Source organism: Providencia vermicola (assembly GCF_020381325.1).
Classification (GTDB): domain Bacteria; phylum Pseudomonadota; class Gammaproteobacteria; order Enterobacterales; family Enterobacteriaceae; genus Providencia; species Providencia vermicola.
Window position 1 is genome coordinate 74,916 of record NZ_JAGSPI010000010.1, and the last position, 20,057, is coordinate 94,972.

At 40.6% G+C, this 20,057-nt stretch carries 20 protein-coding genes; 14 read left to right on the forward strand and 6 right to left on the reverse strand.

The annotated features are described in order from the left end of the window. Positions 1-10: 10 nt before the first annotated feature. The 11 genes from KDJ85_RS15245 to KDJ85_RS15295 all read left to right on the forward strand — a co-directional run bounded on the left by KDJ85_RS15245 (position 11) and on the right by KDJ85_RS15295 (position 10,588). Entirely contained in the window at positions 11-844 is an 834-nt protein-coding gene (locus KDJ85_RS15245; RefSeq protein ID WP_225820385.1) for a glycosyltransferase, read from the forward strand. After that, positions 841-2,103: a hypothetical protein gene (locus KDJ85_RS15250; RefSeq protein WP_225820386.1), complete on the forward strand. Its 1,263-nt coding sequence runs from the start codon at positions 841-843 to the stop codon at positions 2,101-2,103. The genes KDJ85_RS15245 and KDJ85_RS15250 overlap by 4 nt, the downstream gene beginning before the upstream one ends. 1 nt (position 2,104) lies before the next feature. Continuing rightward, on the forward strand, positions 2,105-2,923 hold the full coding sequence (locus KDJ85_RS15255; RefSeq protein ID WP_225820387.1) for a glycosyltransferase family A protein: 819 nt from the start codon (positions 2,105-2,107) through the stop codon (positions 2,921-2,923). A gap of 3 nt (positions 2,924-2,926) precedes the next feature. Beyond that, positions 2,927-4,093: a nucleotide sugar dehydrogenase gene (locus KDJ85_RS15260; protein ID WP_225820388.1), complete on the forward strand. Its 1,167-nt coding sequence runs from the start codon at positions 2,927-2,929 to the stop codon at positions 4,091-4,093. Next, entirely contained in the window at positions 4,094-4,861 is a 768-nt protein-coding gene (locus KDJ85_RS15265; RefSeq protein WP_225820389.1) for a glycosyltransferase family 2 protein, read from the forward strand. Between the two features lie 65 nt (positions 4,862-4,926). Continuing rightward, positions 4,927-6,072 carry a polysaccharide export protein gene (locus tag KDJ85_RS15270; RefSeq protein ID WP_225820390.1) on the forward strand — a complete coding sequence of 382 codons (1,146 nt, stop codon included), beginning with the start codon at positions 4,927-4,929 and terminating at the stop codon, positions 6,070-6,072. Positions 6,073-6,077: 5 nt separating this feature from the next. Next, complete coding sequence (locus tag KDJ85_RS15275) at positions 6,078-6,506, forward strand: arsenate reductase/protein-tyrosine-phosphatase family protein (protein ID WP_225820391.1); 429 nt, start codon at positions 6,078-6,080, stop codon at positions 6,504-6,506. Positions 6,507-6,541: 35 nt separating this feature from the next. Beyond that, the gene (locus KDJ85_RS15280; RefSeq protein ID WP_225820392.1) at positions 6,542-8,620 is read left to right on the forward strand and encodes a polysaccharide biosynthesis tyrosine autokinase; all 2,079 of its coding nucleotides are present in this window, start codon (positions 6,542-6,544) and stop codon (positions 8,618-8,620) included. A gap of 17 nt (positions 8,621-8,637) precedes the next feature. Next, the gene (gene galE / locus KDJ85_RS15285) at positions 8,638-9,660 is read left to right on the forward strand and encodes a UDP-glucose 4-epimerase GalE (RefSeq protein WP_225820393.1); all 1,023 of its coding nucleotides are present in this window, start codon (positions 8,638-8,640) and stop codon (positions 9,658-9,660) included. Positions 9,661-9,803: 143 nt separating this feature from the next. Beyond that, positions 9,804-10,307 (forward strand): tRNA (uridine(34)/cytosine(34)/5-carboxymethylaminomethyluridine(34)-2'-O)-methyltransferase TrmL, encoded by a 504-nt coding sequence (trmL, locus tag KDJ85_RS15290; protein ID WP_225820476.1) that lies wholly within the window; start codon positions 9,804-9,806, stop codon positions 10,305-10,307. Positions 10,308-10,417: 110 nt separating this feature from the next. Beyond that, complete coding sequence (locus KDJ85_RS15295; protein WP_225820394.1) at positions 10,418-10,588, forward strand: type II toxin-antitoxin system Phd/YefM family antitoxin; 171 nt, start codon at positions 10,418-10,420, stop codon at positions 10,586-10,588. Between the two features lie 44 nt (positions 10,589-10,632). Here the strand turns inward: KDJ85_RS15295 and cysE are convergent, their stop codons facing one another. From cysE to KDJ85_RS15315, 4 genes are all read right to left on the reverse strand, one after another. Next, positions 10,633-11,454, reverse strand: a complete 822-nt coding sequence (gene cysE, locus KDJ85_RS15300) for a serine O-acetyltransferase (RefSeq protein ID WP_219245111.1) — start codon at positions 11,452-11,454, stop codon at positions 10,633-10,635. A gap of 61 nt (positions 11,455-11,515) precedes the next feature. Next, on the reverse strand, positions 11,516-12,544 hold the full coding sequence (gene gpsA, locus KDJ85_RS15305; protein ID WP_225820395.1) for an NAD(P)H-dependent glycerol-3-phosphate dehydrogenase: 1,029 nt from the start codon (positions 12,542-12,544) through the stop codon (positions 11,516-11,518). Next, positions 12,544-13,020 (reverse strand): protein-export chaperone SecB, encoded by a 477-nt coding sequence (secB, locus tag KDJ85_RS15310; RefSeq protein WP_225820396.1) that lies wholly within the window; start codon positions 13,018-13,020, stop codon positions 12,544-12,546. The genes gpsA and secB overlap by 1 nt, the downstream gene beginning before the upstream one ends. Positions 13,021-13,140: 120 nt before the next feature. Then, entirely contained in the window at positions 13,141-13,578 is a 438-nt protein-coding gene (locus tag KDJ85_RS15315; protein ID WP_225820397.1) for a rhodanese-like domain-containing protein, read from the reverse strand. A gap of 435 nt (positions 13,579-14,013) precedes the next feature. Between KDJ85_RS15315 and envC the strand changes: the two genes are divergently transcribed. Beyond that, positions 14,014-15,306: a murein hydrolase activator EnvC gene (envC, locus tag KDJ85_RS15320; RefSeq protein ID WP_225820398.1), complete on the forward strand. Its 1,293-nt coding sequence runs from the start codon at positions 14,014-14,016 to the stop codon at positions 15,304-15,306. A 37-nt stretch (positions 15,307-15,343) separates the two neighbouring features. Then, on the forward strand, positions 15,344-16,393 hold the full coding sequence (locus KDJ85_RS15325) for a divergent polysaccharide deacetylase family protein (protein ID WP_225820399.1): 1,050 nt from the start codon (positions 15,344-15,346) through the stop codon (positions 16,391-16,393). 66 nt (positions 16,394-16,459) lie between these two features. Here KDJ85_RS15325 and tdh read toward each other — a convergent pair whose 3' ends face one another. Next, positions 16,460-17,485 (reverse strand): L-threonine 3-dehydrogenase, encoded by a 1,026-nt coding sequence (tdh, locus tag KDJ85_RS15330; RefSeq protein WP_206085771.1) that lies wholly within the window; start codon positions 17,483-17,485, stop codon positions 16,460-16,462. 203 nt (positions 17,486-17,688) lie between these two features. Beyond that, on the reverse strand, positions 17,689-18,888 hold the full coding sequence (locus KDJ85_RS15335) for a glycine C-acetyltransferase (protein ID WP_225820400.1): 1,200 nt from the start codon (positions 18,886-18,888) through the stop codon (positions 17,689-17,691). 230 nt (positions 18,889-19,118) lie between these two features. Between KDJ85_RS15335 and rfaD the strand changes: the two genes are divergently transcribed. Further along, positions 19,119-20,057: an ADP-glyceromanno-heptose 6-epimerase gene (gene rfaD / locus KDJ85_RS15340; RefSeq protein WP_225820401.1), complete on the forward strand. Its 939-nt coding sequence runs from the start codon at positions 19,119-19,121 to the stop codon at positions 20,055-20,057.

A 20,057-nucleotide genomic window follows, 5' to 3' on the forward strand; every position in this document is an offset into this window, starting at 1 on the left:
CTGTAAAATTATGAATGAAAGTGAACTAGTTTCAGTTATATTACCTGTATATAATGCTGAAGAATTTCTTTATGAAGCTATTGACTCCATCGTCAATCAGACTCATAAAAACTTACAAATAATAATAATTAACGATGGTTCGAGTGATAACTCATTAAATATCATAAATAGTTTTGTTGATGATAGAATAACTGTAATTAGTCGTGAAAACAAAGGATTAATATATACTTTAAATGAAGGTCTTAAGATAGCTAATGGAAATTATATTGCTCGAATGGATGCGGATGATATATCTGCAAAAAACCGGATTGAGAAACAATTATCTTTTTTAAAAAAACATAAAAAGACTGGTGTAGTTGGATCTTATGTAAAAATAATAAACAAAGAAGGTACAAGGATCGCATTAAGGAAGCCTGCTAGATTTAATTTCATACTAAAAGCCACATGCTTTTTGGGAGCTCCATTTATACATCCTGCTGTCATGTTCGATAGAATTGTAGTTGGTGAAAATTTGTATTACTCTAATGAATATAAACATGCTGAAGACTATGAGCTATGGACTCGACTAGCTGCTATTAACAATATAAAATTCTCTACAATACCCGAATATCTATTATCGTATAGAATATTGGAAACATCTATTAGCAGACAAAATAGTTTAGCTCAAAATACCACAAGGGTTAAAGCTCAAATACAAAACCTAATGGGTCATAAACATAAAAACACCGAAATAAAAGATACCAATAGTTTATATAGCATACTATTTTTACAAAGAAATAAAAAATACATTCCATTACAACTAATGTTCAAACTAAAATTACTTATAAGAAAAAAAACAAAATGATAAAATCCGTAACATATAACATATTATTATTTTTATTTATATTTAATATTCCTATCTATTCCTTTATCGGATCAGGGTATGTATCAGCAGCTATTTCATTATTAATTTTAGTAATCGTCCCTGGCTATTTTAAAAACTTGATTAAGCTAATGAAAGATAAAGTAGTATTCATGATATTAATCATATATTTGATATTTTTGCTATCTACAATATCCAGCACTACATTCCATAATATTTATGATTTTACAATTCAAAAAACCATAATTAATGGGGTGTTATCTTTCATATCATCAGTTATCTTTTCCGCTTTATTTTATTCTTACTTTAAAAATAAAACAATAGAAAGAAGTTTCTACTTTGTTTTATTAATTCAATCTTTCATAATAATATTGATGTTAGTTTCCCCAGAAATTAGAAATATGATTCAAAGTGCAATACGATCTGATGAAGATATCGAAAAAATGGCTATATATGGTGGAGTCAGAGGATTGGGTTTATCTGACTCAGTTGCCTTTGGCTTAGCTGCTACGATGGGCTTACTTGGCTACATATTCGTTTTCTACTTAAAATCTCTTAAAGCTTTGAGCATTTATAAAATAATAATATTTCTCATGTGCTTTATCGCTGCCCTTTCTGCTGGTAGAACTTCTTTCTTAGGTTTTGTTCTAGGTATTAGCATACTAATTTTTCAATCCATCACACCAAAAACAATACTTATTTATCTTAAATACTCAATTCTAAGCACCTTAGTTTGTATTATTACATATTTTATTCTAATTAACCTACCATCCATTGGTTCAACTATACAAAGTTACTCTGCCTACGCATTTCAACCAATTATTAATTATATCGAGTATGGAAGCTTCTCTGTATCCTCTACTGAAAGACTACAAAGTATGTATTTTCTTCCAGATAATGCTACCACTATATTTTTTGGCGATGGGAAATATACAAATAGCGATGGGACATACTATATGCATACTGACTCTGGTTACATGCGATTTATGCTTTACTTCGGAGTACTAGGGAGCTTAATACCTTATACAGCTTTTATATTCTTTTTATATTACACGGTCAGTAGAATAAAGGGTAAAAATAAATCTTTTTTTGTGGGGATAATAATTCTATCTTTTATATATCATTATAAAGGTGAAATAGTATTCTTCAATGTTAATTATATGAAAATTATTTTCTTACTTTCTCTTACCTATATATTAATTAATAAAATGAATTATTTTGAAGAGAAGCGGGAAGTTTAAAATGAAACTAGACATGTTATATTCCACTTATGAGGATAGAATTTACTCCTTGATTGAAAAGCTACCATTACCAAATAGCTCTGTTAACATAATAATTGTTCATCAAATGAATATAAATAGTAACTATGACTATATAATAAAACAGTTATTAGAAACGAGAAACGATATAAAATATTATAAGTCACTCACAAAAGGTGTTACCAAAAGTAGAAATATAGCACTAAAGAACGCCACAGGAGACATTGTTTTATTTTGTGATGACGATGTAACTTATAAAAAAGATATTCAAGAAATAATAATTGAGCAATATAGAAAAACCCCCGACATAGGATTCATTACTTTCGCTTATAGCAATCAACTCGACATGCAAAATGCCGCAAAAAAATTTCATTCTTCCAGTTTCAAGCATAACCTAAAAACAATTTTAAGAGTTGGAACAATAGAAGTAACTGTCCGCAGAGAACCAATTATAAAAAATAACGTATGTTTCCCTGAAGATATGGGGGCAGGTACAACATATTTTTTATGTGACGAACCTGTTTTTTTATCTAAGTTATTAAAAAACAGTATAAATGGGATATATAAACCTTTAATTATTGGTTACCACCCTGCGGAATCTAGCGGCCAAACATTTAGTAGAAAAGAGGCTTTCGCCTCAAGATATTTATGTTTCACTCGAATTTTTGGGTTATTTTTTGGATTCGGCCTTTATTACCTTTATTTAGTAAAAAATCTAAATAAATTTAAAACTATTAATAACTTCAATGATGCACTTTTTATTATGTTTAAAATTAAACATAATAAAAAGTATAAGGACTAAACTTTGAAAATAGCAATCGCAGGGACTGGCTACGTCGGTCTATCTAACGCCATGTTACTGTCACAACACCACGAAGTGGTTGCGGTGGACATCATTCCCGAAAAAGTGGCGATGTTGAACAACCACCAATCACCGATTGTCGACACGGAGATTGAACAGTTTTTAACGGAAAAAACACTGAATTTCCGCGCCACAGAAGATAAAGTGGACGCTTATACGGGGGCGCAGTACGTGATTGTTGCGACGCCAACAGACTACGACCCAAAAACCAACTATTTCAATACCAAATCGGTGGAATCGGTTATTCACGATGTGAATGAAATCAACCCAACTGCGACGATTATCGTAAAATCGACCATTCCTGTTGGGTTTACCGCACGTTTACGAGAAGAATTTGGCTACACTAACGTGATTTTCTCCCCCGAATTTCTACGTGAAGGCCGTGCATTGTGGGATAATCTCCACCCGTCCCGCATTGTGGTCGGTGAGCGCTCTGAACGCGCGCAAATTTTTGCCGATTTGTTGCTGGAAGGTGCCATCAAAAAAGACGTTCCCGTGTTATTCACGGATGGAACTGAAGCCGAAGCCATTAAGTTGTTTGCGAACACTTACTTAGCAATGCGCGTCGCGTATTTTAATGAGCTGGATACTTACGCAGAAAGCCGTGGTTTAAATGCACGCCAAATTATTGAGGGAGTCTCCTTAGACCCCCGTATTGGCAGCCATTATAACAACCCATCATTCGGTTACGGCGGTTATTGTTTACCGAAAGATACCAAACAATTGCTCGCCAACTACGATGACGTCCCGAATAACCTGATTAATGCGATTGTTGAATCCAACCGTACCCGTAAGGATTTCATTTCGGACGCAATTATTGCTAAAGCGCCACGTAAAGTGGGGGTTTATCGCTTAGTGATGAAAGCGGGTTCAGATAACTTCCGCGCCTCTGCGGTACAGGGCATCATGAAGCGCATCAAAGCCAAAGGTATTGAAGTGGTGGTGTATGAGCCTGTCATGAAAGAAACCGAGTTTTTCCGCTCAAAAGTGGTCAATGACTTAGCGGAATTTAAAGCCCAGTGTGACATCATTTTAGCCAACCGTATGGTGCCTGAAATCGAAGATGTGGCCGATAAAGTGTATACTCGGGATTTATTTGGTAATGACTAAATGGATATAGATATGGGTAGACCGTTAGTTTCTGTCATTATGCCCTGCTATAATGCAGAGAAAAACATTCTAGAATCAATTCATTCTGTTTTGAATCAAGATTATAAAACATTAGAGTTGATTATAATTGATGATAACTCAACAGATGATACTGTTGATATAGTAAATGAGATTAATGACCCGCGAATTAGTCTAATTTTATCCCCAAAAAATAGAGGGGCTGGTTATTCTAGAAATATAGGGATCGAAAGAGCTAAGGGGCGTTTTATTGCCTTTTTAGATAGTGATGATATATGGATAGATACTAAACTATCCGAACAAATTACATTTATGCTAGAAAATAACTACTCTTTTACCTTTAGTTATTACCAGCATATAAATCGTAAAGGATTAAGTAATATCATTACAGCACCTAAGTTTACTACTTATAAAAAATCACTTTATGGAAATGTTATTGGCTGCCTAACAGTAATTTATGATACTGAGCGCTTTGGAAAGCAATACATGCCATTAATTAGAAAAAGGCAAGATTTTGGATTGTGGTTAACATTGCTTTCTATTGAAAGTAAAGCATACTGTTACCCAAAAGTACTTGCATATTATAGAACTGATTCTGGAATGACCCAAAACAAACTTAACGCTGCTAAACATCAATGGCAGTTTTATAGAGAAGTAGTAAAACTTAATAAATTACAAACTTTTTGGTATTTTTCTTTCTATAGTTTAAATGGCTTGTTGAAACACAAACTGTCTTCAACATCGTGTTAAAAACTAATCCAAAAATAATTTTCTAATAGAATAAAACAAATACTAACTCAAGGAATAGAACGTTTATGAAGCGTTTTTCTGTTACCATACTTATGCTAACTGCATTAACAGGCTGTACAGTCACCCCTGGTGCCTATATGTCAACCTCTGGCAAAAATGTGGTTGATACGGGTGACCGTGATATTACCAAACTGGTTGATATCTACCCAATATCGCCCAAGTTACTGGATGATATGTATACTGCACCAACCATTGCCAAACCAAACTCTCAGTTAGAAAAGCAACTGACTAACTATGAGTACCGTGTAGGTGCTGGTGATGTATTAACCATTACCGTATGGGATCACCCTGAATTGACTATCCCTGCGGGTTCATATCGTAGTGCGCAAGACTCAGGTAACTGGGTGCATTCAGATGGCACAATCTACTACCCGTATATCGGTAAAGTCAAAGTCATCGGTAAAACGGTCACGGAAATCCGTACACTGATTAGTAACCGCTTAGCGACCTATATTGAATCCCCACAAGTGGATGTCAGTATTGCCGCATTCCGTTCACAGAAAATGTATGTGTCGGGTGAAGTGGCAAAACCGGGTACATTGCCAATCACTAACGTGCCTTTGACTATTTTAGAAGCCTTTAATAATGCAGGTGGTTTAACGGAAAAAGCCGATTGGGATAATGTGGTTCTCACCCGCAATGGCAAAGAAATTAAAGTGTCATTACAGGATTTAGTCCAGTATGGGGATTTAACCCAAAACTACTTAATGCTGCCAGGTGATGTGCTGTATGTGCCACGTAATGACTCGCAAAAAGTGTTTGTGATGGGTGAAGTCGGTCAGCCAACCACACTGACCATTGACCGTGCGGGGATGAGCATCACTGAAGCACTGAGTAAAGCCAGTGGACTTAACCAAAATACGGCTAATGCAACGGGTGTCTTTGTTATTCGCCCAATTAAAAACCAGCCTGCCGCAGATAAAGAACTTGAAGCGTTACTGCCGAAAAAAATGGCAGCGGTCTATCAGTTAGATTTATCAGATGCAACATCACTCGTAATGGGGACTGAATTTAAACTGCAACCGTATGACTTAGTGTATGTTACCGCAGCCCCTGTGGTGCGTTGGAATCGCCTGATTACTCAGTTACTGCCAACCATTGCTTCTTATAACCAGTTAACAGAAGGCACCAAACGTATTCACGATTGGTAATCGACATGTTTAATCATATACTTGTTGTTTGTATGGGTAATATTTGCCGCTCTCCTACGGGGGAGCGTTTATTACAACAATATTTCCCCACCAAAAAAGTCGATTCAGCTGGGATTATCGCCAAAAATGATCTCCCAGCCTATGACAGCGCCATCCGTATTGCCGAGCAGCATCAGCTTTCCTTGGAAAACCATCAATCACGCCGATTAACCAGCGAAATATGCCATAAAGCAGACTTAATCCTAGTGATGGAAAGCGATCATATTGCTAAAATCCACCAGCAGTTTCCTGAAACCCGTGGCAAAGTAATGTTATTTGGGCAATGGATTAATAAAACCGAAATCCCTGACCCCCATAAACGCAGTGATGAAATGTTTGAACATGTTTATCAGTTAATGGAAAAAGCCGCCATCGCTTGGCAAGGAAAAATTTAATTTTATTTATTGGATGACTTAACATTTAACCTATTATGAACACAACAAAAAATAGCTCCCCAGCCTCAGATGAAATCGATCTGCTCGCCCTGTTTAAAGTTTTGAAATCCAACTCGATAAAAATTGGGTTTTTTACCGTTATCTTTGCAGCCATTGCAGTGGCTTATAGCCTACTCGCAACGCCAATTTACCAAGCCAATGCCACACTGCAATACGATAAGTTAGGCCAGGTGTCATTACTTGACCAAATGAGTGATGTGATGCCATTTGGTAACAGCAATAACCAAGTGGACTCTGAAATTGAAGTGATTAAGTCCCGCATGGTATTAGGTAAAACCGTGACGGATTTAAACCTTGATGCACTGGTTGCACCGACGGGTTTTGCCAGTAAATTTTTTGGAGAAACAGCACCTTTAGAAATCACTGTGTATCAACTGCCTGAGCACTTAGTAGGGGAGCCCGCAACCCTGACGTTTACCAGTGAAAAGACCTACTCGCTGAATCTTGATGGTCAAATTTTTGACGGTAATGTTGGCCAAGTCCTTAAGCAAGGCGAAGTTAGTTTACTGGTTGCAAGTTCATCCGCTAAAGCGGGCGACGAATTTACTCTGGTAAAAAATGCCCGTTACTCTTCCATTGAAGATTTACGTAATACCTTAACCATTGCGGAAGTGGGTAAAGGGACAGGCATTATCAGTTTAGCCATCAAAGGCGCTGATAAAGTTGAGAATGTCAAAATCCTTAACAGTATTATCCAAAACTACGTTGACCAAAATACCGAGCGCAAAAAAGAAGTTACCAACAATACCTTGGTTTTCTTAAATGATTATTTACCAACCATTAAAGCAAAGCTGGATAACTACGAAAACCAACTTAATGCGTTCCGTAAGAAGAATGAATCTATAGACCTTTCTTTAGAAGCTAAAGCCGCATTAGATACTGCGTTGCAAGTGGAAGAAAAACTCAATGAGTTGACCTTTAAAGAAGTCGAGATCCAGCAGTTATACACCCGTAACCACCCTGCTTATCAGTCCTTGTTAGATAAACGCCAACAGCTGTTACGTGAAAAAGAAAAAATCAGTAAAAACATTCAAAAGCTGCCGAATACCCAGCAAGAAATTGTGCGCTTAACTCGTGATGTAGAAGCGGAGCAAGCTATTTACACTCAATTAGTGGCTAAGCAACAGGAGCTAAGTGTACTCAATTCAGGTATTACCGCAGATGTGCGTATTATCGATTCAGCCGAGTCCCAGCCAATCGCCGTCGCACCGAAAAAATCCCTGATTGTTGTGCTTGCTACAATCCTTGGCTTTATTGTCGGTTGTGCTTATGTAATTGCCCGTGAGTTCTTTAATAATAAAATTAAAAGCACGGAAGATATCGATGCATTGGGTGTCAATGTCTATGCCACTATCCCATTCTCTACCTATGAGAAAAAACTGATTGAGGCAGGTAATAAGAGCCCATTAGCCATTGAAAACCCGGCGGATACTGCCGTGGAGGCCATTCGTTCACTGCGCACCAGCGTTTATTTCTCGGTTATGAACCAAGGAAATAACCTAGTGATGGTCACCAGTGCCTCCCCTGGGGTAGGGAAAAGCTTTGTCACCTCCAATATGGCTGTGGTACTGGCTAACGCAGGTAAAAAAGTATTATTAATCGATACCGACTTACGTAAAGGCCGCTTACATAAAGCCTTTGGGTTGAGCAATAAAACTGGGTTATCTGAATATTTATCACAATCAACTCTAGAATCACCAACCGTTCATACCAATGTAATTGAAAACCTGGATGTGATTTGCCGTGGTAAAAACGTCACTCACTCTTCTGAATTGCTGATGGGTGAACGCTTTAAACAGTTGCTGGATAAAGTGAAAAACCAATACGATATCGTGGTGATTGATACCGCACCAATCTTAGCGATTACTGACTCAGCTATTATCGGTAAATATGTCGGTACGTCGTTACTGATCGCGTTCTATGGCGTGAATACCGTGAAAGACGTGGATTTATCACTCAAACGCTTTAAGCAAAATGATATCGAAATCACGGGTGTGATACTCAACGGTATTGATGCCAGATCTGACGATTATAACTATCACTACGAATACTAAGAATCAGGGATATATTGATGAACAATCAAGTTCTCGTCACTGGCGGTCTTGGCTACATTGGTAGCCACACCTGTGTGCAGATGATCCAGCAAGGTATGCAGCCGATTATTTTAGATAACCTGCATAATGCTAGCCTTGAAGTACTTAACCGTATTGAAGCGATTACAGGCAAAAAACCCGTATTTTACCAAGGGGATGTGCGTGATAGCCAAATTTTAGACACAATTTTTGCCAATCATCAAATTCATTCAGTGATCCACTTTGCAGGCCTTAAAGCCGTGGGTGAGTCAGTTGAAAAACCGATTGAATACTATGATGTTAACGTCAATGGCACATTGGTATTAGTAGAAAGCATGAAAAAAGCGGGCGTAAAAAGCCTGATTTTTAGCTCTTCTGCTACTGTATATGGTGAGCCTGAGCATATTCCATTAACAGAAGATGCTTCGGTGGGGAATACCAATAGCCCATACGGTACCAGCAAGTATATGGTTGAGCGCATTCTGACTGATTTGAATATTGCCGATAATACATGGTCCATTTCATTATTACGCTATTTTAACCCTGTTGGCGCTCACAATTCAGGCCTAATGGGGGAAGACCCGAATGGTATTCCAAATAACCTTACCCCGTTTATTGCCCAAGTAGCGGTAGGCCGCCGTAAAGAGCTCGCGGTGTTTGGTGGAGACTACCCAACTAAAGATGGTACCGGTGTGCGTGATTATATCCATGTGATGGATTTAGCTGATGGCCATATTGCTGCTTTAAATAAAGTTAGTCAGCAAGCTGGCCTACATATTTATAATCTAGGAACAGGGACTGGGACAAGTGTCTTGGAAGTCGTTGCTGCTTTTGAAAAAGCAGTTGGTAAACCCATCCCTTATACTATTTCAGCACGTCGTCCTGGTGACATCGCAGAATATTGGTCAACGCCAGCTAAAGCACAACGTGATTTAGGTTGGACTGCAAAATACTCCATTCAAGATATGGCTGATGACGTTTGGCGTTGGCAGTCCATGAACCCAAACGGTTATAAAAGCTAACCTCAATTAGCAACTTTAAAAGGCGCGCCTCTGTGGCGCGTTTTTTGTTTTTGTCGCGCAACTCAAAGTTCCGCATGAAAATAATGCGATTTACGCGTACACTCTTCCCATCATTTTTATCATCACAATATCAGTTAAACGCTATGCCACACATTGTTTTATTCGAACCTGAAATACCACCAAACACCGGTAATATTATTCGTCTCTGTGCCAACACGGGCTTTAGTTTGCACCTTATCCACCCGCTCGGGTTTACGTGGGATGATAAACGCTTGCGCCGTGCTGGGCTGGATTACAGCGAGTTTGCCGATATTAAACATCACCATGATTATTATGCCTTTTTAAAAAGTGAAGGGCTAAATCCTGATAATAATCAGTCTGAAAGTGGTGCTCGCGTTTTTGCGTTAACCACCAAAGGTAAGCCAAGCCACAGTAATGTTAACTACCAAGAAAATGACTATTTGATGTTTGGCCCTGAAACGCGCGGGCTGCCACCTTATGTACTCGACAATATGCCAATAGAGCAAAAAATTCGCATTCCAATGTTGGCCGATAGCCGCAGTATGAATTTATCGAACTCGGTTGCTGTTGTCGTGTTTGAGGCATGGAGGCAATTGGGTTATGCAGGGGCTCTACTAAAAGACTAGAATTACTCGATATACCTCAAGCGGTATGAGTGTGGCTTCACGCCAATACCCAAGCTACATACCGCTAGAATTATTTAGAGGATAGATCTAAACATAAGCGAGATACATTCATGAAAGAGACAGTGATTAAACAATCTGAGCAACCCACTAATACACCACTGGATAATATCGATGAAACCACTTATTTGTTACGTTCACCCGCTAATGCCGAACATTTAAATAAATCGATTACTCAGTTTAAAATGGGAAATGTGTTTAAAAAACATACTATTGAAGAATAGCAAGGATAGTGAGCAACTCACTACCTTTTACGCCTACCTACAACTCAAATCCCATCCCCATTTTCAAAACCCCAAATACTGCCATTAAAGTTTTGATCCATTTCTAAGGATGGCTTATCGCTGGTTGGTTTACCAACAATACGTGCAGGCACCCCAGCTACCGTTGTGTGAGGTGGAACGGGATGAAGAACAACCGAGCCTGCGCCAATTTTGGCACCGCGACCGATTTCAATATTGCCTAAAATTTTTGCCCCTGCCCCAATCATTACCCCTTCCCTAACTTTGGGATGGCGATCGCCACAGGTTTTACCTGTCCCGCCAAGGGTAACCGACTGTAAAATCGAAACATCATTTTCCACGATAGCGGTTTCACCAATCACAATACCCGTCGCATGGTCGAGCATGATGCCACAGCCAATACGTGCAGCAGGGTGAATATCCACACCGAAAGATACTGAGATTTGGTTTTGTAGGTAAACCGCGAGTGCTTGGCGGCCTTCTTTCCACAGCCAATTGCCAATTCGGTAAGCTTGCAGCGCATGAAAGCCTTTCAAGTACAGTAACGGCGTGGAATATTTATCAACGGCAGGGTCGCGCAGGCGAACAGCGGATAAATCCATCGCAGCGGAGAAAATCATTTGTTCGTCGTTGCGATAGGCTTCTTCAACGATTTCACGAACTTCAAGCGCAGGCATGATAGGTGAGCTAAGTTTGTTCGCCAGCATATAGCTGAGCGCACTACCCAAGTTGTCATGCTTTAATAATGTCGCGTTAAAAAAACTGGCTAGGAGTGGTTCGCAGTCAGCAAGCGACTTCGCTTCTTCTTTAATGAAACCCCAAATTCTATCCAATTCTTCACGCGACATAATCACTCACCTATCTATTTTATATTTACCTTATTATGTAACTTAACTAGGCTAATTTTTATTAATCATGCAGTTTTGGCATATCTGCAATTTCATCTTTCGTCGCACGGCCTAATAGCGCTTGCGCCGCCTCTAACACATTTTTATGACAATAGAGGATTTGATAAATTTGCTCAGTGATTGGCATTTCGACACCCGCGCGTTCAGCGAGTGCACGGACTTCTTTGGTATTTCTATACCCTTCAACCACTTGACCAATCTCTTTTTCTGCCTCTTCAACCGTCACGCCATCACCTAGCATCATGCCGAAGCGGCGGTTACGGGATTGGTTATCGGTACAGGTTAACACTAAGTCACCCAACCCTGCCATCCCCATAAAGGTTGAAGGATCTGCACCCAGCGCAGCACCAAGGCGGCTCATTTCGGCTAAACCACGGGTAATCAATGCAGTACGTGCGTTTGCCCCAAACCCCATCCCATCGGAGATCCCAGCACCAATCGCAATCACGTTTTTTACGGCGCCGCCAAGTTGTACACCAACCATATCAGGGTTTTTGTAGACTCGGAAACTTTTGCCGCAATGAAACAGCTTTTGCAGATCATCACCAAACTGGCTATTACTTGCCGCAACTGAAATCGCAGTTGGTAAGCCCGCGGCTAATTCTTTAGCAAAAGTCGGCCCTGATAGCACCGCCAGAGGAATTTCATTACCTAATACCTCACGTGCCACTTCTTGTAACAAACGCCCCGTATCCCTTTCTAAGCCTTTGGTCGCCCAAATAATACGTGAATCAGCACGTAAGTAAGGTTGGATTTGTTTGAGTACATCACCAAAAACATGGCTCGGTACAACTATCAAGATATTGGGACTCGCCTCAACGGCACGTTTTAAGTCCGTTTCGAGAGATAAACTATCAGGGAAAGAAACGCCGGGCAAAAACGCCTGATTGCTTCGGTCTTGTTCTAATTGATGAATGTGTTTTGGATCATGGCCCCATAACACAACCTGATGCGTATTACGGGCAAGCGTAATAGCTAAAGCGGTGCCGTATGAACCGGCACCGATCACTGACATTGAAGCAGTATTCATTAAGCGTTCTGCTCCGCTTCTGAGTTCTGCGCTTGTTCTCCTTGTTGCTGCTGTAAGTAATTCATGAACAGAGCATCAAAGTTAACTGGCGCTAAATTCAATTGTGGGAATGTACCACGGCCCACTAAGCTAGTAATTGCTTCACGCGCATATGGGAACAGAATGTTCGGGCAGTATGCACCTAAGCAATGCGCCATTTGCGTACCATCGATACCTTCGATAGAGAAAACACCTGCTTGTTGAACTTCACACAGGAATGCGGTTTCTTCACCTAAAGTTGCCGTGGTAGTCACACGTAAAACAACCTCATAAACACCTTCTGATAGTTGGCTTGAAGATGTGTCTAAGTCTAATTTGATCTCTGGTTGCCACTCTTGTTGGAAGATGTGTGGTGCGTTAGGTGCTTCAAAAGAAACGTCTTTTGCGTAAATACGTTGAATTTGAAAAACCATTTCTGAGTTGTTTTGTTCTGACATAAGTTAGTACCTTTTAACTTCCATATGAATTTTCCCTGTTATTCTTTGAGCTACAGGGGTGTTCGCTGCATTGCGCTACTCAAGTTACCTATTGATATAAGCAACTTGAGGTAACGGTAACTACTTCTTACCACGAGCCAGTGGAAGGTTTTCACCTGCCCAGCCAGCAATCCCTTCTTTCAGGACAAAGACTTTTTCAAAACCGTGTTGCACAAGTTGCTCTGCGGGTTTGTTTGATTCCATGCCACTTGCAGAAACAATAATCACAGGTTTCTGTTTGTGTTTGTCTAACTCACCTAAATTATTATCTTTAATTTCAGACGGCGTTAAATTAATAGAATCAATGATGTGGCCTTTACGGAAATCGTCACGAGAACGCAAATCCACAATAACCGCTTCTTCTTTATTAATCAGTGTAATCGCTTGTGAGCGAGCAATCACTTTCGTTTTAGAAAAGAGGCTTTTAAAGGTCATGACGACCACAGCAACTAATAGCGCTATCCAAACCAGACTCAATAACATGTTCCGGCTTACAAATTGCATGATTTCTTGGATCATGGGGGGCAATCACTCCCGTTAGTTAAAATCGAATATCAAAGGGTTCAGAGTATACCTGTGTGTTGAGCTAATTACAGCCAATTCACGCAAACTACTGTGTTTTTTTTGCGGTAATGTACGCAAAATTAATACCATTTTACTGAAAAATAGAATTTCTTTCTCGAAGCGGTACGCAAATATTTTACCATAAACATGCCTAAACGGGGCTAACCTGTAGATTAAATAGGCGTTCAATAATAAAAAACCGTTCAAAACTAGCTATACAAAATAAATCAGTGATAATAAAACTATATTATTTGACTTAGTTATCCTTTATTTCAGGGCAAAAGTCCGAATTTATAAGTGTTTTCAATACTATTTATTAGAGAGTGCTGGAAACCATCACTTGCAGATGAAATAATCAGTTATTGCATTTAATTGAGGTGTTCTATCACAATGGCCAATACACAATATCGAATGAAAACAACATTTCTTCGTCAGGCTATTACATCCGCCCTACTTGGTTTAGGGCTCTTTGCGCTTGCCCCTACACACACCGCTTTCGCAAACCAGATCACTGAAAATAAAGGGCAATTGCACGATCTACTCAAAAGTATTGCTGAAAAAGAAAAAAGTGTTAAAGAACAGCAAACTAAGCGTTCTAACTTACTGGAACAGCTCAAACAGCAGGAGCAAAGCATTTCCGCTGCTGGACGCAGCTTGCATGAAACACAAAACCAATTAAAACAGCTAGATAAAGAAATCACCTCCTTAAATAGCAATATCAAACAGCTACAAACCAAGAAACAACAACAAGAAAAAATGCTTGCAGATCAGCTCGATGCCGCTTTTCGTTTAGGCAAACACCAAGGCCTAACCCTGATGTTTAAAGGGGAAGAGGGTCAACGGGAAGAGCGTATTTTGGCGTACTATAGTTATTTAAATCAAGCGCGTGAAAACAACATTGTTGCGCTTGAAGAAACAACCAAAGAGCTGCAACAACAAAAGCAATTAGAACAGAAAAAACAAGCGGAACAAAAAAGTACACTTACCCGCCAACAACAAGAGAAGCGTAAATTAGATAACGCCCGAGCCTCTCGGCAAAAAACCCTGACAGCTCTTGAAAGTACCTTAAAAGAAGATCAAAAAAATCTCGCAGTTTTAAAACAAAACGAAGCAAGATTGCGTGACAAAATTGCTCGTGCAGAACGCGAAGCCAAAGCCAGAGCTGAACGAGAAGCCAAAGAAGCGGCACGTATTCGCGCCCAAGTGGCAGAAAAGGAACGCCAAGCAAAACAGAAAGGAGCGACTTATAAACCTTCTGAAAGTGAGCGGTCACTTATGTCCCGTACAGGAGGTTTAGGGCGTCCCGCAGGCCAAGCCATATGGCCAGTTCGTGGCTCCCTGCTTCACAATTATGGTGATGTCATTTCCAGTGAACTACGTTGGAAAGGCATGGTTATTGCCGCCAATGAAGGCACACAAGTCAAAGCCATTGCAGATGGCCGAGTTTTACTGGCAGACTGGCTTCAAGGTTATGGCCTTGTTGTGGTCGTTGAGCATGGTAAAGGTGACATGAGCCTGTATGGTTATAACCAGAGTGCCTTAGTCAATGTAGGCCAAGAAGTTCGTGCTGGCCAGCCAATTGCTCTAGTCGGTAGCAGTGGTGGCCAAGAACGACCATCCCTGTACTTTGAAATTCGCAGGCAAGGTAAAACTGTTAACCCTCGCCCATGGTTAGGAAGATAAACCAGTAAACTTAAAATCAAACGATTAGGATGAAATTATGTTGAAGCGCTTACCCTTTAAATTATTCATTAGTTTACCGCTGTTACTGATGAGCCTGCAGGTGAGCGCCGCAAAACTGGCGATAGTCATTGATGATTTTGGCTATCGCGCTAAAGAAGATAACCAAATTTTAGCACTTTCCCCCGCGGTCACGATTGCAATTTTACCCAGTTCACCCCATGGCCGTGAAGTCGCTGAAAAAGCCTATCAGCAAGGGCGGGACATCCTGATCCACATGCCCATGAAACCATTGAGTAAACAACCCTTAGAAAAAGACACTCTTGCCCCCTCAATGAGTGCGGCGGAAATTGACCGTATTATTAAAAATGCCATTTCCCGTGTACCTCATGCTAAAGGCATGAATAATCATATGGGTAGCGAAATGACATCAAGCCTGTCAGGTATGCGCAATGTGATGCAGAGCCTCTCGCAATCGAATTTATTTTTTCTCGATAGCGTAACTATCGGCAATACTCAGGCAGGAAATGCCGCAAAAGAATTCGGCGTCCCAACACTGCGCCGTAACATCTTTATTGATAACCACCAATCAGAAGAAGAAACACATACCCAGCTAAATAAAGCCGTTGCTTATGCGCGAAAACACGGCAGTGCTGTAGCGATAGGTCACCCGCATCCCTCGACTGTACGTGCACTGCAAAAATATTTGCCACAGCTGCCCGCAGATATCGAACTGGTTGCAGTAAGTGCATTGGTTAACCCTCAAGGTACTGCTAAGCAACCTGCGACATCACTCAGAATGCTCTCTGAAGAAGCACAGAAAAAACCTGAGCAACCTAAAGAGAAACAGCCTGACAGTGAGCAGCCAAAAGCACCAGAGTCAACTGAATCGATTGAAACCAAACCAGAAGATGGACTTGTTGTCGAAGAGTTAGGCATTTGTGAGGTCACAATACCTGAAACGAAATTACAAGGTATCGATTTAATTATGTCGATTGTCGAAAATATTTATCAAGACAAAACATTACAACCATTACTCACACAAGATGCGCCAACGAAAAAACGCATGCTTTTTAAAACCGAATCTTAGAGGTTAGCTTCCACAGACATCATTCCCTTCTGAAGGTAATTACCTCAGAAGGGAATAACTCGCTAATTAATCCCAGTTTAAAATCACTTTACCAGCTTGACCTGAGCGCATAACGTCAAAGCCTTTTTGGAAATCATCAATGGAGAATTGATGAGTGATGATGGGTGATAAATCTAATCCTGATTGGATCAGTGTCGCCATTTTATACCAAGTTTCGAACATCTCTCGGCCATAAATACCCTTAATAAACAGTCCTTTGAATATTACTTGGCTCCAATCTGTTGCCATTGAGGCTGGAGGTATCCCTAATAATGCAATACGTCCACCATGGTTCATGGTGTCTAACATAGTTTGAAAAGCCGCAGGCGCCCCCGAAACTTCTAATGCCACATCAAACCCTTCTTTCATGCCGAGTTCGTTCATCACATCTTTTAGATTTTCGCGACTCACATTGACTGCACGGGAAACACCCATTTTTTTCGCTAATTCAAGGCGATAGTCATTCACATCCGTAATAACTACATGACGAGCGCCAACATGACGACAGACCGCAGCAGCCATGATACCAATCGGCCCAGCCCCTGAAACCAGCACATCCTCACCCACTAAATCGAATGAAAGCGCTGTGTGCACAGCGTTACCAAATGGGTCAAAAATAGCGGCTATTTCATCGGGAATATTGTCGGGTATTTTAAATGCGTTGAAAGCTGGGATCACCAAATACTCGGCAAAACAACCTTCTCGATTCACGCCTACACCAATTGTGTTACGACAAAGGTGGGTACGGCCACCACGGCAGTTACGACAGTGACCACATGTAATATGCCCTTCCCCTGACACTCGGTCACCAATTTTAAAGCCTTTGACTTCCTGCCCAATCGCAACAATTTCCCCTATATATTCATGACCGACCACCATCGGGACAGGAATGGTTTTTTGTGACCATTCATCCCAGTTATAGATATGTACATCTGTACCGCAGATAGCGGTTTTGCGAATTTTGATCATCACATCATTGTGCCCGAGTTCCGGTTTCGGAACGTCTGTCATCCATATACCTGGTTCAGCTTTCAGTTTGGACAGTGCTTTCATAAAAGACCTTTTATTTGATTATATTTAAGGGGCGTTGACCTTTACTGATGATTTTTACTGCTTAGATTAATTCAAAGAATGACAATGGCCCTTCGGGTTCGATTAAACGTCTTTTTCTGCGTTGAAAGCCCCTTGCCTAGATTACTAGGCAGCGGGTCTCTCGCCTTGCTAAAAAGACGCTCAATTCGAATGAAAATTGACCATCAAAAATCAACAACCCCTAGTTTTTTACCAATGCGGGTGAATGCGTCAACAGCGTGTAAAATATCCTCCTCACTATGTGCGGCAGACATCTGCGTACGAATACGCGCCTGATCTTGGGGAACGACTGGGTAGAAAAAGCCCGTGACATAAATACCTTCATCAAGCAGCTCTTTCGCAAAAACTTGAGCAAGCTTTGCATCCCCTAACATTACAGGGATGATAGCGTGGTCAGCACCTGCCAGCGTAAAACCTGCGGCGGTCATTTTCTCTCTAAATAACACTGCATTACGCCATAGCTTTTCACGTAACGCTTGGCCTTCACTCATCATATCAATCACTTTGATGGAAGCCGCGACAATGGCAGGCGCAAGAGAATTAGAGAATAAATACGGACGAGAACGCTGGCGTAACCACTCAACAACCTCTTTTCTGGCTGCAGTATACCCCCCAGAAGCCCCACCAAGCGCTTTACCTAATGTGCCAGTGATAATATCGACACGTCCCATTACCTGACAGTATTCGTGGCTACCCCGACCATTTTCGCCGACAAACCCCACTGCGTGGGAGTCATCCACCATCACCAATGCTTGGTATTCATCAGCAAGGTCGCAAATAGATTGTAAATCAGCAATCACACCATCCATTGAAAAAACGCCATCAGTAGCAATTAAAATATGGCGAGCACCCGCCGATTTTGCTTCTTCTAGGCGTTCTTTTAGCTCAACCATATTGTTATTGCTGTAACGGTAGCGTTTAGCTTTACTTAGCCGCACACCATCAATAATTGAAGCATGATTTAATGCATCAGAAATAATGGCATCTTCTGGTCCTAACAAGGTTTCGAATAGGCCGCCATTAGCATCAAAGCAAGATGAATACAGGATTGCATCTTCCATTCCTAAAAATTCAGCTAGCTTATTTTCCAACACTTTATGGCTATCTTGTGTTCCACAAATAAACCGCACGGAGGACATCCCAAAACCATGGCTGTCCATTCCCTGTTTTGCCGCTTCAATTAACGCAGGATGGTTTGCCAATCCAAGGTAGTTATTGGCGCAAAAGTTTATTACTCGCTTGCCACCTGCTATCTTAATATCTGCATCTTGGGACGTGGTGATAATACGTTCGTGCTTAAATAACCCATCAGATTCAATCTGTACGAGCTGTTCACGAATTTGCTGATAAAATCTCTCTGACATACTGTGTTCCTATCAAGTGGCCATTCATAGAGTTTAATAATAGCCTCTAGAAATGACGATATTCTCAGTACAAAAAAGTTAAGTTTGCAGGCAAGATCACGATAATTGACTTGGGCTTGTTCCACTCTCTAGTTCAATTCTCTGCTATCAAGACTACCGTCTCGCCAAAGAGATGTTATTATAGTCACCAATGATTTCTCTATTTTATTAACCCATTTGAGGTATATCCCATGATCATAGTCACTGGCGGAGCTGGTTTTATCGGCAGCAACATCGTTAAAGCCCTAAACGCAATGGGCCGCACAGATATCCTAGTTGTGGATAATCTGAAAGATGGCACTAAATTTGCCAACCTTGTTGACCTTGATATTGCGGATTATGCAGACAAAGAAGATTTTCTTGTTAGCATCCTTTCAGGTGATGACTTTGGCGATGTTGATGCCGTATTCCATGAAGGTGCGTGCTCATCCACTACGGAGTGGGATGGCAAGTATATGATGGATAATAACTATCAGTATTCTAAAGAGTTATTACATTACTGCTTAGAACGCGAAATTCCCTTCTTATACGCCTCTTCTGCCGCCACTTACGGTGGCCGTAGCGACAACTTTATTGAAGAACGTGAGTTCGAAAAGCCATTGAATGTCTATGGTTACTCTAAATTCCAATTTGACCAATATGTCCGTGAAATCCTGCCAGAAGCGGAATCACAAATTTGTGGCTTCCGTTATTTCAATGTTTATGGCCCAAATGAAGAACACAAAGGTGGCATGGCGAGCGTTGCTTATCATTTAAATAAACAAATCAATGAAGGGCAAAACCCGAAATTGTTTGAAGGTAGCGAAACATTCCGCCGTGACTTTATCTATGTTGGCGATGTTGCCGCAGTGAATTTATGGTTCTGGGAAAATAACGTTTCAGGTATTTTTAACTGCGGAACAGGGCGCGCAGAGTCTTTCCAAGCTGTTGCCGATGCCGTGACTGAATTCCACAAAGACAAAAATGTAGCTGTCGAATATATTGAATTCCCAGAAAAATTAAAAGGCCGCTACCAAAGCTTCACACAAGCTGACCTCACCAAGTTACGTGCTGCTGGTTACACTGCGCCATTTAAAACGGTTGCCGAAGGTGTCACTGAATACATGCAGTTACTCAATAAAGACGCGTAA

What these genes read in the sequence shown, in the direction of transcription:
- cysE (WP_219245111.1), bottom strand. Translation starts at nt 11,454, where the DNA reads ATGTCGCGTGAAGAATTGGATAGAATTTGGGGTTTCATTAAAGAAGAA.
- envC (WP_225820398.1), top strand. Translation starts at nt 14,014, where the DNA reads ATGGCCAATACACAATATCGAATGAAAACAACATTTCTTCGTCAGGCT.
- KDJ85_RS15265 (WP_225820389.1), top strand. Translation starts at nt 4,094, where the DNA reads ATGGATATAGATATGGGTAGACCGTTAGTTTCTGTCATTATGCCCTGC.
- KDJ85_RS15250 (WP_225820386.1), top strand. Translation starts at nt 841, where the DNA reads ATGATAAAATCCGTAACATATAACATATTATTATTTTTATTTATATTT.
- rfaD (WP_225820401.1), top strand. Translation starts at nt 19,119, where the DNA reads ATGATCATAGTCACTGGCGGAGCTGGTTTTATCGGCAGCAACATCGTT.
- KDJ85_RS15275 (WP_225820391.1), top strand. Translation starts at nt 6,078, where the DNA reads ATGTTTAATCATATACTTGTTGTTTGTATGGGTAATATTTGCCGCTCT.
- KDJ85_RS15280 (WP_225820392.1), top strand. Translation starts at nt 6,542, where the DNA reads ATGAACACAACAAAAAATAGCTCCCCAGCCTCAGATGAAATCGATCTG.
- tdh (WP_206085771.1), bottom strand. Translation starts at nt 17,485, where the DNA reads ATGAAAGCACTGTCCAAACTGAAAGCTGAACCAGGTATATGGATGACA.
- gpsA (WP_225820395.1), bottom strand. Translation starts at nt 12,544, where the DNA reads ATGAATACTGCTTCAATGTCAGTGATCGGTGCCGGTTCATACGGCACC.
- KDJ85_RS15270 (WP_225820390.1), top strand. Translation starts at nt 4,927, where the DNA reads ATGAAGCGTTTTTCTGTTACCATACTTATGCTAACTGCATTAACAGGC.
- KDJ85_RS15245 (WP_225820385.1), top strand. Translation starts at nt 11, where the DNA reads ATGAATGAAAGTGAACTAGTTTCAGTTATATTACCTGTATATAATGCT.
- KDJ85_RS15295 (WP_225820394.1), top strand. Translation starts at nt 10,418, where the DNA reads ATGAAAGAGACAGTGATTAAACAATCTGAGCAACCCACTAATACACCA.
- KDJ85_RS15335 (WP_225820400.1), bottom strand. Translation starts at nt 18,888, where the DNA reads ATGTCAGAGAGATTTTATCAGCAAATTCGTGAACAGCTCGTACAGATT.
- secB (WP_225820396.1), bottom strand. Translation starts at nt 13,020, where the DNA reads ATGTCAGAACAAAACAACTCAGAAATGGTTTTTCAAATTCAACGTATT.
- KDJ85_RS15255 (WP_225820387.1), top strand. Translation starts at nt 2,105, where the DNA reads ATGAAACTAGACATGTTATATTCCACTTATGAGGATAGAATTTACTCC.
- KDJ85_RS15315 (WP_225820397.1), bottom strand. Translation starts at nt 13,578, where the DNA reads ATGATCCAAGAAATCATGCAATTTGTAAGCCGGAACATGTTATTGAGT.
- galE (WP_225820393.1), top strand. Translation starts at nt 8,638, where the DNA reads ATGAACAATCAAGTTCTCGTCACTGGCGGTCTTGGCTACATTGGTAGC.
- trmL (WP_225820476.1), top strand. Translation starts at nt 9,804, where the DNA reads ATGCCACACATTGTTTTATTCGAACCTGAAATACCACCAAACACCGGT.
- KDJ85_RS15325 (WP_225820399.1), top strand. Translation starts at nt 15,344, where the DNA reads ATGTTGAAGCGCTTACCCTTTAAATTATTCATTAGTTTACCGCTGTTA.